Genomic DNA, 14,374 nt, shown 5'->3' with positions numbered 1-14,374 from the left:
TGGGCCTTTTTTTTCGTCTATCAAAAAGTCACGCCGGCTCCGGCGCCACCCGCTGCTGCGCCTTCCCCTGAGCCTGTGCCCAGTTCTCCGGCAAATTGATGTAATCCACCAACTCCCGCAGCCGCCCCTGGTCCCGCCCATTGAAGTTGAACACCAACCGAGTCAAATGGCTGAACCGCGCTTCATCATGCTCCTCGCCCGTGTACGCAAGCTGCTGGAACTCCCCACTCAACCGCAAGCTGGCAAACTCGCTTTGCAGATGAGCCAACGCCCGATCACTGAGCGGGTGATTCATGCGCACCACAAACTCACGTTTCAACCAACGAGTGGAGTGGAAGTTGGCATAAAACCGGTTGATCTCTTCCACGGCTTCTTGTGCGCTGTAAACCAACCGCACCAGCTTGAGGTCGGTAGGCAATATGTAGCGATTGGCTTCCAATTGGCCACGGATAAAGTCCAGAGCGCCTTGCCAGAAACCCCCACCCGGTGCGTCCAGCAAAACCACCGGCACCAGCGGGCTCTTGCCGGTCTGGATCAGCGTCAAAACCTCCAGCGCTTCGTCCAGGGTGCCAAAACCACCTGGGCACAGCACCAGCGCGTCGGCTTCCTTGACGAAAAACAGTTTGCGCGTGAAGAAGAAGTGGAACGACAACAGGTTGTCGGTGCCATCGATGGTTGGGTTGGCGTGTTGCTCGAACGGCAGGGTGATGTTGAACCCCAGGCTGTGTTCCAGGCCCGCACCTTCATGCGCGGCGGCCATGATGCCGCCGCCGCCGCCTGTGATCACCATCAGGTCCGATTGCGCCAGCAGGGCGCCGACTTCCCGGGCCAAGGCATACAACGGGCTTTCAACGGGCGTGCGTGCCGAGCCGAACACCGTGACCTTGCGGCGGTCCTTGAATTGTTCCAGGACGCGGAAGGCGTTATCCAGCTCGCGGATGGCTTGCAAGGTGATCTTGGCGTTCCAGCGGCTGCGGTCATCCTTGGCCATGCGTAGCACGGTGAGAATCATGTCGCGGTACAGGGGGGTATTCTGGCTGTTGGGAGCGATCAGTTGGAGTTGTGCTTCGACCTGTTGCGTGAGGTCGGCCCCGTTTTCTTCAAGTTGCCGGAGCAGGCGGTCATTCGGTTCATAAGGCATTCAACTTCTCCTTCTTGCAGGGCCCGGGTGGCCGACGAGCCATTCGCCGGAGGCGACGACACTGCATGTGTCATTGCTTGCCGCAGGGGGCAACCTTCTTTTGCCCTGAAAATGTTACAGAACAGCATGAAAAGCGCTGTGGATGAACGGTTGGGATGACTTGATCATGGGCCGGAAAACCCTTGGCTGGCAACCACTTATTGGCCGCCTGATAGGGAGTCTAGCTGCTGGAGAGGACTTGAAGCGGGGGGAGTGCGCACCACCGGACGGCAGTGCGCGCAGCTCACGTGGTTACTTTTTCTTCTTCGCCGCAGCCGGTGCCGGGCAGTCAGCCTCGATGAACTTGACCGACGCCACGGGGCGGTTGGTCTTGTTCTCGGTGATGTCGTAGCGCATCACTGCGCCCTTGGCCATCAACTCGCGGTAGCCCTTGTTCAGGCACACGCTCTGGCCCAGCTGGAAATACACAGCCTTGGGGTTGGCGCGCATCTGCTCGGCCCGATCAGGCTGCACACTGAGGTGATCGATCAGTTGCATGCCTTCGACGGTGTAGGCCACTTCCAGGGTCTTTTCATCGATTTCCCGGGGCAGGTCCTTGTTGCTTTCAGCCGCGACGCTTTGCAGCTTGCGGTTCATTTGGGCCTCCAGCAACGAGGCCGCCTGGGCGCCCATGGGCACGACCAGCGCCAGGGCGACGGATGGAACGACAAGGCGCAGCATGGAACGCAGCATGAAACTCTCCTGATTCGGTTACTGGTGCATAGACCAGCCACTGCGCTGTGCGTTCAGTGGCGCGCAATTATAGGTGACCGCTTGCCACTACAGCCAGGCGTATCGCTGGTAAACTGCGGCCACTTGAGCCCTCCACGAGTTTTCACCGTGTCGATTTACCCGTCCCAACGGCGCATCCGATGAGCCACGCCGTCTCCCGCCTGCGCACCCAGCGCCTGGCCCGTGCCGTTCGGCCGTTCCTCAATCGTGGTTCCCGCGCCGAACGCTGCCCCGGCTGTCGGGTGATCCCCGAGTATTGCCTGTGTGCCTGGCGCCCCAAGGTTCAGGCCCGGTCCGCCATGTGCCTGCTGATGCACGACGTGGAACCGATGAAACCGAGCAACACCGGCTGGCTGATCGCCGATGTGATCGACGACACCACCGCGTTCGCCTGGTCCCGCACCGAAGTCGACCCTGAGCTGCTGACCTTGCTCGCAGATCCACAGTGGCAACCTTACATCGTGTTCCCCGGCGAATTTGTTACGCCCGAACGGGTGGTCAGCGAGGTCAAGGTGGAGGCGGGCAAACGCCCGCTGTTCATCCTGCTGGACGGCACCTGGAGCGAAGCGCGCAAGATGTTTCGCAAGAGCCCGTACCTGGAGCACCTGCCGGTCCTGAGCCTGGCGTCGGAACAGCTGTCTCGCTACAAGCTGCGTCGATCAAAGCGAGATGATCATTTCTGTACCGCCGAAGTGGCGGCGCTGTGCCTGGAACTGGCCGATGATCAAACCGCCAGTGAAGTGCTGGATGCCTACCTCGATGTGTTCAGCACCCACTACCTGGCCGCCAAGTTCCAACTGCCGCTGGATCCTGCGGACATCGTCCATACTCGTCTTGCACCCTATATCCACGCGGTATAACCAGACGACGTTTGCATGATGGCACTGCAAACCGGCAACCCGCTAAAATGCCCACGGGCGTAGTGCTTGACCCCCCAGGCTACGCTGGGCATGCTGGGCGCCGATTGGGGCTTAACCGTGAATTTTCAGCGTCGTTGCAGGTGTTTTTGACGCTGAGTATGCCCTGTGGCGATGGCTGCCTGGCCATCGCCTTGTGTACTGGCGAACCCTGAACCCATCAGGGCTCCCATAAAAAACAGGATCATTTAATCAATGGCCACATACGACATCCTGATAGCCGATGACCACCCGCTGTTTCGCAGTGCACTGCATCAGGCAGTGACCTTGGGGCTCGGCCCGGACGTGCGCCTGGTCGAAGTGGCCAGTATTGCCGAGCTGGAAGCCCGCCTCACCGAAAAATCCGACTGGGACCTGGTGCTGCTCGACCTGAACATGCCCGGGGCCTACGGTTTTTCCGGGCTGGTGCTGTTGCGGGGGCAGTACCCGCAGATTCCCGTGGTGATGGTCTCGGCCCAGGAAGAGGCCGACGTGGTGGTGCGCTCCAAGGAGTTTGGTGCCAGTGGTTTCATTCCAAAGTCCAGCGCCATGGAAGATATCCAGAACGCCGTGCGCACGGTGCTCGATGGCGACGTGTCCTGGCCGCCCCAGGCGTTTGAAGAAATCAATGTGTCCGATGAAGCCAAGGCTGCGCGGGACGGGCTTGCCAGCCTTACGCCGCAGCAGTTTCGTGTATTGACCATGGTGTGCGAAGGCCTGCTGAACAAGCAGATTGCCTATGAGCTGAACGTGTCGGAAGCGACCATCAAGGCCCACGTGACCGCGATCTTCCGCAAGCTCGGCGTACGCACGCGCACCCAGGCGGCGCTGCTCTTGCAACAACTTGAGTCAATTTCGCAGCATTAAGATGTCACCGGTTCACGCTTTTTTGACTTTATGTGAACTAGTTTCCCCACTCCTTTGGTTCAGTTGCCTACATCTATGTCGCCTTTCAAGGGTCAAACCGGTATCAAACGTATCTTCAACGCAGGGGGCTACTCCCTGGACGGCCTGCGTGCGGCTTTCACCGGCGAGGCGGCATTTCGTCAGTTGGTGTTGCTGAACGTCATCCTGATCCCGCTGAGCTTTTTCCTGCACGTCAGTCGCGTCGAGCGCGCCTTGTTGATTGCGGTGTGCCTGCTGGCCCTGATCGTCGAGCTGCTCAACTCGGCGGTGGAAGCGGCGATCGACCGCATCTCCCTGGACCGTCACCCTTTGTCCAAGAACGCCAAGGACATGGGCAGCGCCGCACAATTCGTGGCCCTGACCATGATCACCCTGGTGTGGGCCGTTATCCTGATCTAAGCCTCAGGCAATGCTCGGCAGCACGATCTCGTCGCTGCGCTGAACCCCGGCGGTAAAGGCGCGGCACAGTTCCAGGAACTCGCGCATCGCCGAGGTCTGGTACTTCTGTTTATGCCAGATGAAGTAGAACTGCCGGGCCAGGTCCAGGTCCGGGGTTTCCACTGGCACCAGGCTGCCACGGCGGAATGCATCGCGCAGCGCCAGCCGGGAGATGCAGCCAATGCCCAAGCCTGATTCCACTGCCCGTTTGATCGCCTCGGTGTGTTCCAGCTCCAGGCGGATATTCAGCGCGCTGCGGTGATGACGCATGGCTTGGTCAAACGTCAGGCGCGTGCCCGAGCCCTGTTCTCGCAGGATCCAGGCTTCATGGGTCAACTCCTCCATGGTCGCCACGCCACGCTTGGCCAGGTGATGCTGCGGTGCGCAGAACACTACCAGCTCGTCCTCCACCCAGGTTTGCACCTCGATATCCGGGTGGCTGCAGTCACCTTCGATTAGACCCAGGTCAATTTCGTAGTGCGCCACCTGGTGCACGATATGCGCAGTGTTCTGCACATGCAGCTTCACCTGGCTCTCGGGGTGCTGCTGCATGAAACTGCCGATCAGCAGGGTCGCCAGGTAATTGCCGATGGTCAGCGTGGCGCCCACCGCCAGGGAACCGAAGCCTGACTTGCCGTTGAGCAGGTCCTCGATCTCCTTGGCCTGGTCCAGCAGCGCCACCGCCTGGGGTAGCAGTTGATGGCCGAGGGCGTTGAGGCTCAGGCGCTTGCCCGCGCGGTCGAATAATTGGCAGCTGGATTGACGCTCCAGTTCGGTGATCGACGTGCTGGCGGCGGATTGAGATAAGGCCAGAAGGCCAGCAGCGCGGGAGACGCTTTCCTGCTGGGCGACGGCGACGAAAACTTGCAGTTGACGGAGAGTAAATCGCATATCGATATAACCGATAACCCTTATCTTAATAATCCAGTTAACAGATATTGTCGCCGCCATTAGAATGCTGTGCAATTGCGCATCCCATCTTTGGCGCAGACCCATTTCCAGGAGTCCCCCGTACATGAGCAACATGAACCACGAGCGTGTCCTCAGTGTTCATCACTGGAACGACACTCTGTTCAGCTTCAAGTGCACCCGCGATCCGGGCCTGCGCTTCGAGAACGGTCAGTTCGTGATGATCGGCCTGCAACAGCCCAACGGCCGCCCGCTCATGCGTGCTTACTCCATTGCCAGCCCGAACTGGGAAGAGCATCTGGAGTTCTTCAGCATCAAGGTCCCGGATGGCCCGCTGACTTCCCAATTGCAGCACTTGAAGGAAGGCGACGAGATCATCATCAGCAAAAAACCGACAGGCACCCTGGTGCTTGACGATTTGAAGCCGGGCAAACACCTGTACCTGCTCAGCACCGGTACTGGCCTGGCGCCGTTCATGAGCGTGATCCAGGACCCGGAAACCTACGAGCGCTTTGAAAAAGTGATCCTGTGCCACGGCGTGCGTTACGTCAACGAAGTTGCCTACCGCGAGTTCATCACCGAGCACCTGCCGCAGAATGAATTCTTCGGCGAGGCCCTGCGTGACAAGTTGATCTACTACCCTACCGTGACCCGCGAGCCGTTCGAAAACGAAGGCCGCCTGACCGACCTGATGCGCAGCGGCAAGCTGTTCAGCGACATCGGCCTGCCGCCGATCAACCCTGAAGACGACCGCGCCATGCTGTGCGGCAGCCCGAGCATGCTGGACGAAACCAGCGAAGTGCTGAACAGCTTCGGCCTGAAGGTTTCGCCGCGCATGCGTGAGCCAGGTGACTACCTGATCGAGCGCGCATTCGTCGAAAAGTAATTACCGACCAACTGTAGGAGCCGGCTTGCCGGCGATGCCCTCCAAGACGTCGCGATTATCCAGAATAAACGCTTCATCGTTGACGACCATCGCCGGCAAGCCGGCTCCTACAGTAAAAAAAGCCCGCGTTGCCTGTGAAGGCAACGCGGGCTTTTTCGTTTCTGCGGTTTACTGGGCGGGAAGCACTTCCAACACACAAATCACCCCCGTTTCGGGATAGTGCCAACGCACATCCACATCCCAGAACTGCGCACCGTATTCCCGCTCCGGCCCCGGCGTCTGATACGCCGGCCGTGGGTCCTGTGCCAGGCATTGATCAATCAACGCCACCAAGGGTTCGCCAAGGCGCTCGGCGTGGCTTTGTGCCTGTTGCAGGGCGGTCTTCAGCCACTGCACCGGAATCAGCTGCGGCGCGGCACTGGCGATGCCGTTGGTGGCGATGTCGACCATGTCGGCATACGGCACGTACGGCTTGATATCCAGCACCGGCGTGCCATCGAGCAGGTCAATCCCGGAAATCCACAGCTTGCCGGGTTCCACCTTGTCCAGCTTCACCACCGACTGGCCGATGCCGTTGGGTCGGTGGGTGGCGCGGGTGGCGAACACGCCCATGGATGCATTGCCGCCCAGACGGGGCGGGCGCACTTTCAGGCGGGGCTTGTCTTCCAGGGTCTGGTGGAACAGGAACAACAGCCACACATGGCTGACCTGCTCCAGGCCCTGCACTGCCTCGCCGCCGTCGAACGGCGCCACCAACTCGAGTACGCCACGGGCGGCGGGCGCCAGTTGCGGTTGGCGCGGGATGGCGAACTTCTCCTTGAAGCAGGAGCGCACAAAGCCGACGGGGGAGACGTTGTAGCTCATGGCTCAGGTGCGAACCCGCAAGGTCAGACCCTTGAGGAAATTGCGCAGCAACTGGTCGCCGCACGGGCGGTAGTTGGTGTGGCCGAACTTGCGGAACAGTGCGCTCAGCTCGGGCTTGGACACCGGGAACTCGGCGGCCTTGAGGATGGCGTGCATGTCGTCTTCCTTCAGTTCGAAGGCCACGCGCAGTTTCTTGAGGATGATGTTGTTGGTCACCGGCGTCTCGATCGGCTGCGGCGGGCGGCTTTCGTCCTTGCCGCGCTTGAAGATCACCAGGCCGTCGAGGAAGTGCGCCATGACTTCATCCGGGCAGAACACGAAGCCTTCTTCCTCGTCTTTCTTGAGGTAGGTCAGCAGGTCGTCCTTGGTCACGTCCATGCCGCCGAGCTTGATGATCTCGACCATCTTGTTGTCGCTGATGTCGAGCATGTAGCGCACGCTGCGTAGTACGTCGTTGTGAATCATGGTGGGCAATCCTGGTATTCAACTGAGGACACCGCCCAAATCCGGCAGTGTCGAGAAAAAGGGTGACGGCTTAGAACTTCTCTTTGCCGGACAGGTAACGCCATTGGCCGACCGGCACCTTGCCGATGGACACGCCGCCAATACGGATACGGCGGATGGCGATGACCTTGAGGCCAACCGCTTCGCAGAACAGGGCGATCACGCCGGGCTGCGGGTTTTTCATCGCAAAGCGCAGGCGGTTTTCGTTCTGCCAGCTGGCTTTGACGGGCGGCAGCTCTTTGCCTTTGTAGGTCAGGCCGTGGTTCAGGCGATTGAGGCCGTGGGCAACCATGTCGCCTTCGACCTCGACCACGTATTCCTGCTCGATCTTGGCGGCATCGGTGGTCAACTTGCGCAGAATCTTCCAGTCCTGGGTGAACACCAGCAGGCCGCTGGCCTTGGCCTGCAGGTCGGCGCTGGCGCTCAGGCGCAGGAAGTGGCCCTTGAGCGGACGCTTGCCGAAGCGGTGTTCTTCCGAGAGGGTGTCGGCGCTGATCGAAGCCATGGCCGTTTCGGCGTCTACGCCAGCCGGCGCGTGCAGCAGGATAGTCACCGGCTCGGGCGCGGTGGCCTTGGCCTCAGGGTCCAGCTCGACCTTCTGGGTGGTGACCTTGAACTGCGGCTCGTCGATCACTTCACCGTCCACCGAGACCCAGCCGCCTTCGATGAACAGCTCAGCCTCCCGACGGGAGCAACCGACCAGTTCGATAAGGCGTTTGGAGAGGCGTATGGGGTCAGTCATGACAAGGGCCGTAACAAAAGGGGGCGGCTATTGTACCTGCCTGGCGCCGGTTAATCCCGGCTCCATTTCAGTGCTGGTGTTTTTTGTGGGGGCTCTGGCTTTGCTGGGAGCTGGCTTGTGTGGGAGCTGGCTTGCCTGCGATTGCCTCCACTCGGTACATCAGGCAGACCGAGGTGCCTGCATCGCAGGCAAGCCAGCGCCTACAGGCGTGCGCAAACGCATGTGCAGCAACGGATACGGCTGCCCCAAGCCATCATGCTCCGTACGTCCGATCACCTCGAAACCCTGCTTGAAGTAAAACCCCAACGCTTGTGGATTCTGCTCGTTCACATCCAGCTCATCGGCGTTCAAATGCTCAATCGCATACCTCAACAATTGCCGGCCCAAACCTTCCCCCCGGTGCTGTGGGTCAATAAACAGCATCTCGACCTTGCCCGCCGCCACCCCGGCAAACCCGGTTATGTTCTGGCGCGCGTCCTTGGTGCAGATCAGCATCACGGCGTCCAGGTAGCGGGTCAGCACCAGGTTTTTCAACAACAGGATGTAACTGTCCGGCAGAAAGTCATGGGTCGCCCGCACCGAGGCCTCCCAAAGGCGCGCCAACTCGGGGTAGTCGCTGGTTTTAGGTGTGTGGATAACCGAATGCTGACGCATGCCCGCTGCCCCTTGCCGATGAATGGCGCCGATGGGCAAACGATAGACCGAAAAAAGCCCCGCATCTTGTCCAGAGGCGGGGCTTTTTCAAATTATTACGCAGGCGCGATTCAGTCGCGCTTTTCAGCCCACAAGTCGTACTCGTCGGCGTCGGTCACGGTGCACCACACCTTGTCACCTGGCTTCAAACCGCTGGCATCGTCGATGAACACGTTACCGTCGATTTCCGGCGCGTCGAAGAAGCAACGGCCAACGGCGCCTTGCTCGTCGACTTCGTCGATCAGCACTTCGATTTCCTTGCCGATGCGCAGTTGCAGGCGCGCCGAGCTGATGGCCTGCTGGTGCGCCATGAAACGCTCCCAACGGTCTTGCTTGACGTCGTCCGGCACCACGGCCAGGTCCAGCAGGTTGGCGGGTGCGCCCTCTACCGGCGAGTATTGGAAGCAGCCGACGCGGTCCAGTTGGGCTTCGGTCAGCCAGTCCAGCAGGTACTGGAAGTCTTCTTCTGTTTCGCCAGGGAAGCCGACGATGAAGGTGGAGCGGATGATCAGCTCCGGGCAGATCTCGCGCCAGTTCTTGATGCGCGCCAGGGTCTTATCTTCGAAGGCCGGGCGTTTCATGGCCTTGAGCACTTTCGGGCTGGCGTGCTGGAACGGGATGTCCAGGTACGGCAGGATCTTGCCGGCGGCCATCAGTGGGATCAGCTCATCCACGTGCGGGTACGGGTAGACGTAGTGCAGGCGTACCCACACGCCCAGGCTGCTCAAGGCTTCGCACAGCTCGGTCATGCGGGTTTTCACCGGCGCGCCGTTCCAGAAACCGGTGCGGTATTTCACATCGACGCCGTAGGCGCTGGTGTCCTGGGAGATCACCAGCAGCTCTTTCACGCCGGATTTGACCAGGCGCTGGGCCTCGTCGAGCACGTCACCCACCGGGCGGCTGACCAGCTTGCCGCGCATCGACGGGATGATGCAGAAGCTGCAGCTGTGGTTGCAGCCTTCGGAAATCTTCAGGTACGCGTAGTGACGCGGGGTCAGCTTGATGCCTTGCGGCGGTACCAGGTCGATCAGCGGGTTGTGGTCCTGGCGCGGCGGCACCACTTCGTGCACGGCGTTGACCACCTGCTCGTACTGTTGCGGGCCGGTCACGGCCAGCACGCTCGGGTGTACGTTGCGGATATTGCCTTCTTCCACACCCATGCAGCCGGTCACGATGACCTTGCCGTTTTCCTTGATCGCTTCGCCGATCACTTCCAGGGACTCAGCCTTGGCCGAGTCGATGAAGCCGCAGGTGTTGACCACCACCACGTCCGCGTCCTGGTAGGTGGACACGACGTCATAGCCTTCCATGCGCAATTGCGTAAGGATGCGTTCGGAATCGACCAGGGCCTTGGGGCAGCCCAGGGATACAAAGCCGACCTTGGGATTGGCCGTCGCGGGAGTGGTGGACATGTCTAACCTCGGTATTGAATGACGCCGCCAGTCGGGCACGACAAGGCGGTAGACGGGCGCTTGGTGCGCCTCTGATCAAAAAGTGCGCAATTCTAGCGACGGGCAACGCACTTGACCAGCTTTATGCAGGGAAATACGACGAGTGCTGCGCTATGCTTCGCGCCGTTGCACACGGGTAGAACCCCGAGGTCAATAAAACGTCTGTTACGAGAAGTAAAACAGCGCATGCTAGGGTCAGCTTAGACGCGCTGTTTATAAAAGACCTCAGGTCAAAGGGCAGGAGTGGTTGATGGGTCAGGCAAGTAGTCAGGCAGCAGGTGCCGAGCATTCCAACGCAAAGCCGATTGGCATGCTGGTGGCGGCGGTCGGGGTGGTTTACGGCGATATCGGTACCAGCCCGCTCTATACCCTAAAAGAAGTGTTCACTGGCGGTTACGGGGTTCAGGTCAACCATGATGGGGTGCTGGGGATCCTGGCGCTGATCTTCTGGTCGCTGATCTGGGTCGTGTCGATCAAGTACATGCTGTTCGTGCTGCGCGCCGACAACCAGGGCGAGGGCGGCATCATGGCCCTCACGGCACTGGCGCGTCGGGCGGCAGGGGAGCGCAAGAAACTGCGCAGTTTTCTGGTGGTGTGTGGGTTGTGCGGTGCGGCGCTGTTCTACGGCGACAGCATGATCACCCCGGCCATTTCCGTGTTGTCGGCCATCGAAGGCTTGGAGTTGGCGTTCGACGGCCTGGAAAAATGGGTCGTGCCCATCGCGTTGATCGTGCTGGTGGCGCTGTTTCTGATCCAGAAACACGGCACCGACCGCATCGGCAAGCTGTTCGGGCCGGTGATGGTCACCTGGTTCCTGGTGCTGGGCGGCCTGGGGGTGTATGGCATCACGCTGCACCCTGAAGTGCTCAGCGCGTTGAACCCGCTCTGGGGCGTGCGGTTCTTCCAGGCCCACCCGGGGATTGGCGTGGCCATTCTCGGCGCCGTGGTCCTGGCATTGACCGGGGCCGAGGCACTGTACGCCGACATGGGCCACTTCGGCCGCAAGCCCATCGCCCGCGCCTGGTTCATGCTGGTGTTGCCGGCGCTGGTGCTGAACTATTTCGGCCAGGGCGCCATGCTGCTGGGCGATCCGGAAGCGGCGCGCAACCCGTTCTACCTGCTGGCGCCGAGTTGGGCGTTGATCCCGCTGGTGGTGCTGTCCACCCTGGCGACCGTGATTGCGTCCCAGGCGGTGATTTCCGGCGCGTTCTCGTTGACGCGCCAGGCGATCCAGTTGGGCTACATCCCGCGCATGCACATCCAGCACACCTCCAGCGCCGAGCAGGGCCAGATCTATATCGGGGCGGTGAATTGGTCGCTGATGGTCGGCGTGATCCTGCTGGTGCTGGGTTTCGAGTCCTCCAACGCCCTGGCCTCGGCCTACGGCGTGGCCGTGACCGGCACCATGCTGATGACCACCATCCTGGTGTCGGCGGTGATGTTGCTGCTGTGGAAATGGCCGCCGATCCTGGCGGTGCCGGTACTGGTCTGCTGCCTGTTGGTCGACGGCCTGTATTTTGCCGCCAACGTGCCGAAAATCATCCAGGGTGGTGCCTTCCCGGTATTGGCGGGGATCGTGTTGTTCGTGCTGATGACCACCTGGAAGCGCGGCAAGCAGTTGCTGGTGGACCGCCTCGACGAAGGCGGCCTGCCGCTGCCGATCTTTATCGGCAGTATCCGCGTGCAGCCGCCGCACCGCGTGCAGGGCACTGCCGTGTTCCTCACCGCGCGGCCTGACGCGGTGCCCCACGCGCTGTTGCACAACCTGCTGCATAACCAGGTGTTGCATGAGCAGGTGGTGATGCTGACGGTGGTCTACGAAGACATCCCACGGGTGCCCGCCTCGCGTCGTTTCGAAGTGGACGCCTACGGCGAAGGCTTCTTCCGGGTGATCCTGCACTTCGGTTTTGCCGACGAGCCGGACGTGCCCGAGGCCTTGAAGCTGTGTCATCTGGATGACTTGGACTTCAGTCCGATGCGCACCACCTACTTCCTCAGCCGCGAGACCGTCATTGCCTCGCGCATCAAGGGCATGGCGCGCTGGCGCGAAGCGCTGTTCGCGTTCATGTTGAAAAACGCCAACGGCAACCTGCGCTTCTTCAAGTTGCCGGTTAACCGCGTGATCGAGCTGGGCACCCAGGTCGAAATGTAGGCGGTTGCAAAACGGGAGCCGGCAATCGGCTCCCGTGTTCCATTCTGAACCCTGTGCAATCGCGCGTTGTCGACTAGGCTCTAAGCACCGTTGAGTGCCCATAGAACCCAGAAGAGGTGCGCCATGAGTCAGCTGCTCGAACCCTATACCCTCCGTCAATTGACCCTGCTCAACCGCATTGCTGTGTCGCCGATGTGCCAATACTCGGCCGAGGATGGCCTGGCCAATGACTGGCACCTGGTGCACCTGGGCAGTCGCGCCGTGGGGGGCGCCGGGCTGATTTTCACTGAAGCCACCGCCGTGACCGCTGATGGCCGCATCACCGCCCAGGACCTGGGCCTGTGGAACGACGCACAGATCGAGCCGTTGCAACGCATCACACGCTTTATTGCCGCCCAAGGCGCGGTGGCGGGGATTCAACTGGCCCACGCCGGGCGCAAGGCCAGCACCCACCGGCCCTGGATCGGCAAGCATGGCAGCGTCAAGCCCGAAGATGGCGGTTGGGTGCCGGTGGGGCCGTCACCGATTGCCTTTGACCCCAACCACACGCAACCCAAGCCGCTCGATGAAGCGCAGATCCAGCAGGTGATCGCCGACTTTGTCGCCGCCGCCAAACGCGCACTCACGGCGGGTTTCGAGGTGGTGGAGATCCATGCCGCCCACGGTTACCTGCTGCATCAATTCCTCTCGCCCATCAGCAATCAGCGTCAGGACCAGTACGGCGGTTCTTTTGAAAACCGTATTCGCCTGGTGCTGGAAGTGACGAAGGCCGTACGCGACGTCTGGCCCCAGGAGCTGCCGTTGTTCGTGCGGGTGTCGGCCACCGACTGGGTCGAAGACGGCTGGAACCCCGATGAAACGGTGGAACTGGCACGCCGGCTGAAGGACTTGGGGGTGGACCTGATCGACGTGTCCTCCGGTGGCACCGCTGCCAACGCCGAGATCCCCACCGGCCCCGGTTACCAGACCCGCTTTGCCGAGCGTGTGCGCAAGGAGTCCGGCATTGCCACGGGCACTGTCGGCATGATCACCGAACCGGCCCAGGCCGAGCACATCCTGCGCACGTGTCAAGCCGACATCATCTTCCTCGCCCGTGAACTGCTGCGCGACCCGTATTGGCCGCTGCATGCCGATGACGACCTGGGCGGGCGCAAGGCCATCTGGCCGGCGCAGTATCAACGGGCGACGCACCGCGACCAGCCGATTCACGAGTCTGATCTCAGGGACTGATCCCTCAGGCAGTTCCTGCAAACCCACCCTGGCCCGGTGGGTTTTTTCTTGCCCGTGTTCAACGCAACCCGGATGCTTGGCGCTCAAGAGCAGGAGGCCTTCATGTTGATCGAACGTGCATTAAACAAAGACGATATTGCGTTGCTGGCCACCATCGACCGCACGGAGCGGGTTCACGAATGCTACCGCGTCGAGGATGGCAAACTGGTGCTGTACCCCGATTACCACGACATGCGTGGCTGGCCCGAAGGCGAGTCTGAACAGGACGCCATTGCGCTGCTTGCCTGCCTCGAACGGGGCGGCTGGCTTTGGGGGATATTTGACGGGCCCAGCCTGGTGGCCGCGGCAGTGGTGGACAACCGCCCCCTCCACAACCAGCACTTGCTGCTGCGGCAATTGAAGTTCCTGCACGTCAGCCATGGCGCGCGTGGGCGGGGGCTGGGCGGGCGCTTGTTCGCCCTGGCCTGTGAGCACGGGGTGTTGGCAGGAGTGGACGGGTTGTATGTCTCGGCCACGGAGTCGCGCAATACCGTGGACTTTTACCTGGGCCAAGGTTGCTTGATGCTGCAATCCCCAGACCCTGAACTCTACGCACAGGAACCCCACGACATTCACCTCTACCGGCCATTTCGTGAGAAAGGGTTGTAGGTCTTTGTTACCGCAGTAATTTTTTAAGTTAATACTCTAAAAAAATCCCACGTGTGGCGAGATAGTTTCTACGCTTAGGGTAAGTCTGATTTCTGGCCCAGGGAGTCAGTCTGATGGTTCGCGCAGGCATTGCGCTTTGCGGG

Annotated in this window: 15 protein-coding genes; 7 read left to right on the top strand and 8 right to left on the bottom strand. The window is 60.9% G+C overall.

Features of this window, described 5'->3' with window-relative positions; all coding sequences use genetic code 11:
* Positions 1-28 precede the first annotated feature (28 nt).
* Positions 29-1,141 carry an LOG family protein gene (locus ACVWVP_RS25465; protein ID WP_259171831.1) on the bottom strand — a complete coding sequence of 371 codons (1,113 nt, stop codon included), beginning with the start codon at positions 1,139-1,141 and terminating at the stop codon, positions 29-31.
* 291 nt (positions 1,142-1,432) lie between these two features.
* The gene (locus ACVWVP_RS25460; RefSeq protein WP_178925777.1) at positions 1,433-1,873 is read right to left on the bottom strand and encodes a PA3611 family quorum-sensing-regulated virulence factor; all 441 of its coding nucleotides are present in this window, start codon (positions 1,871-1,873) and stop codon (positions 1,433-1,435) included.
* A gap of 179 nt (positions 1,874-2,052) precedes the next feature.
* On the opposite strand from ACVWVP_RS25460, the gene ACVWVP_RS25455 reads away from it, so the two are divergent.
* The 3 genes from ACVWVP_RS25455 (at position 2,053) to ACVWVP_RS25445 (ending at position 4,113) form a co-directional block, all read left to right on the top strand.
* Positions 2,053-2,772, top strand: a complete 720-nt coding sequence (locus ACVWVP_RS25455) for a tRNA-uridine aminocarboxypropyltransferase (protein WP_457408697.1) — start codon at positions 2,053-2,055, stop codon at positions 2,770-2,772.
* 252 nt (positions 2,773-3,024) lie between these two features.
* Entirely contained in the window at positions 3,025-3,675 is a 651-nt protein-coding gene (erdR, locus tag ACVWVP_RS25450; protein WP_176994813.1) for a response regulator transcription factor ErdR, read from the top strand.
* Between the two features lie 75 nt (positions 3,676-3,750).
* Entirely contained in the window at positions 3,751-4,113 is a 363-nt protein-coding gene (locus tag ACVWVP_RS25445) for a diacylglycerol kinase (protein ID WP_017137081.1), read from the top strand.
* A 3-nt stretch (positions 4,114-4,116) separates the two neighbouring features.
* Here ACVWVP_RS25445 and ACVWVP_RS25440 read toward each other — a convergent pair whose 3' ends face one another.
* Positions 4,117-5,043, bottom strand: coding sequence for a LysR family transcriptional regulator (locus ACVWVP_RS25440; protein ID WP_169368331.1), 927 nt, complete (start codon positions 5,041-5,043; stop codon positions 4,117-4,119).
* Positions 5,044-5,167: 124 nt separating this feature from the next.
* Between ACVWVP_RS25440 and fpr the strand changes: the two genes are divergently transcribed.
* Positions 5,168-5,947, top strand: coding sequence for a ferredoxin-NADP reductase (gene fpr / locus ACVWVP_RS25435; protein ID WP_003189055.1), 780 nt, complete (start codon positions 5,168-5,170; stop codon positions 5,945-5,947).
* Positions 5,948-6,115: 168 nt separating this feature from the next.
* Here fpr and tsaA read toward each other — a convergent pair whose 3' ends face one another.
* From tsaA to rimO, 5 genes are all read right to left on the bottom strand, one after another.
* Positions 6,116-6,811: a tRNA (N6-threonylcarbamoyladenosine(37)-N6)-methyltransferase TrmO gene (gene tsaA, locus ACVWVP_RS25430; RefSeq protein WP_457408695.1), complete on the bottom strand. Its 696-nt coding sequence runs from the start codon at positions 6,809-6,811 to the stop codon at positions 6,116-6,118.
* 3 nt (positions 6,812-6,814) lie between these two features.
* The gene (locus ACVWVP_RS25425) at positions 6,815-7,276 is read right to left on the bottom strand and encodes a YehS family protein (RefSeq protein WP_071487504.1); all 462 of its coding nucleotides are present in this window, start codon (positions 7,274-7,276) and stop codon (positions 6,815-6,817) included.
* Between the two features lie 70 nt (positions 7,277-7,346).
* Positions 7,347-8,057 carry an rRNA pseudouridine synthase gene (locus tag ACVWVP_RS25420; protein WP_457408692.1) on the bottom strand — a complete coding sequence of 237 codons (711 nt, stop codon included), beginning with the start codon at positions 8,055-8,057 and terminating at the stop codon, positions 7,347-7,349.
* 159 nt (positions 8,058-8,216) lie between these two features.
* Positions 8,217-8,711 carry a GNAT family N-acetyltransferase gene (locus ACVWVP_RS25415; protein ID WP_178925773.1) on the bottom strand — a complete coding sequence of 165 codons (495 nt, stop codon included), beginning with the start codon at positions 8,709-8,711 and terminating at the stop codon, positions 8,217-8,219.
* 110 nt (positions 8,712-8,821) lie between these two features.
* A complete protein-coding gene (gene rimO / locus ACVWVP_RS25410) occupies positions 8,822-10,162 on the bottom strand; it encodes a 30S ribosomal protein S12 methylthiotransferase RimO (protein WP_017254931.1) in 1,341 nt (446 codons plus the stop codon).
* A 289-nt stretch (positions 10,163-10,451) separates the two neighbouring features.
* Between rimO and ACVWVP_RS25405 the strand changes: the two genes are divergently transcribed.
* From ACVWVP_RS25405 to ACVWVP_RS25395, 3 genes are all read left to right on the top strand, one after another.
* On the top strand, positions 10,452-12,353 hold the full coding sequence (locus tag ACVWVP_RS25405; RefSeq protein WP_178925772.1) for a potassium transporter Kup: 1,902 nt from the start codon (positions 10,452-10,454) through the stop codon (positions 12,351-12,353).
* A 123-nt stretch (positions 12,354-12,476) separates the two neighbouring features.
* Positions 12,477-13,583: an NADH:flavin oxidoreductase/NADH oxidase gene (locus ACVWVP_RS25400; RefSeq protein WP_457408690.1), complete on the top strand. Its 1,107-nt coding sequence runs from the start codon at positions 12,477-12,479 to the stop codon at positions 13,581-13,583.
* Between the two features lie 102 nt (positions 13,584-13,685).
* The gene (locus ACVWVP_RS25395; RefSeq protein ID WP_457408688.1) at positions 13,686-14,231 is read left to right on the top strand and encodes a GNAT family N-acetyltransferase; all 546 of its coding nucleotides are present in this window, start codon (positions 13,686-13,688) and stop codon (positions 14,229-14,231) included.
* The last annotated feature ends 143 nt before the right edge of the window (positions 14,232-14,374 follow it).

The organism is Pseudomonas sp. TE24901, assembly GCF_054058375.1.
This window is presented reverse-complemented; position numbering and strand designations above follow the sequence as displayed.

Coding starts and splice junctions, on each gene's coding strand:
- ACVWVP_RS25460 (WP_178925777.1), bottom strand. CDS start 1,873: ATGCTGCGTTCCATGCTGCGCCTTGTCGTTCCATCCGTCGCCCTGGCG.
- tsaA (WP_457408695.1), bottom strand. CDS start 6,811: ATGAGCTACAACGTCTCCCCCGTCGGCTTTGTGCGCTCCTGCTTCAAG.
- rimO (WP_017254931.1), bottom strand. CDS start 10,162: ATGTCCACCACTCCCGCGACGGCCAATCCCAAGGTCGGCTTTGTATCC.
- ACVWVP_RS25425 (WP_071487504.1), bottom strand. CDS start 7,276: ATGATTCACAACGACGTACTACGCAGCGTGCGCTACATGCTCGACATC.
- ACVWVP_RS25415 (WP_178925773.1), bottom strand. CDS start 8,711: ATGCGTCAGCATTCGGTTATCCACACACCTAAAACCAGCGACTACCCC.
- ACVWVP_RS25440 (WP_169368331.1), bottom strand. CDS start 5,043: ATGCGATTTACTCTCCGTCAACTGCAAGTTTTCGTCGCCGTCGCCCAG.
- erdR (WP_176994813.1), top strand. CDS start 3,025: ATGGCCACATACGACATCCTGATAGCCGATGACCACCCGCTGTTTCGC.
- ACVWVP_RS25445 (WP_017137081.1), top strand. CDS start 3,751: ATGTCGCCTTTCAAGGGTCAAACCGGTATCAAACGTATCTTCAACGCA.
- ACVWVP_RS25455 (WP_457408697.1), top strand. CDS start 2,053: ATGAGCCACGCCGTCTCCCGCCTGCGCACCCAGCGCCTGGCCCGTGCC.
- ACVWVP_RS25420 (WP_457408692.1), bottom strand. CDS start 8,057: ATGACTGACCCCATACGCCTCTCCAAACGCCTTATCGAACTGGTCGGT.
- ACVWVP_RS25395 (WP_457408688.1), top strand. CDS start 13,686: ATGTTGATCGAACGTGCATTAAACAAAGACGATATTGCGTTGCTGGCC.
- fpr (WP_003189055.1), top strand. CDS start 5,168: ATGAGCAACATGAACCACGAGCGTGTCCTCAGTGTTCATCACTGGAAC.
- ACVWVP_RS25400 (WP_457408690.1), top strand. CDS start 12,477: ATGAGTCAGCTGCTCGAACCCTATACCCTCCGTCAATTGACCCTGCTC.
- ACVWVP_RS25465 (WP_259171831.1), bottom strand. CDS start 1,141: ATGCCTTATGAACCGAATGACCGCCTGCTCCGGCAACTTGAAGAAAAC.
- ACVWVP_RS25405 (WP_178925772.1), top strand. CDS start 10,452: ATGGGTCAGGCAAGTAGTCAGGCAGCAGGTGCCGAGCATTCCAACGCA.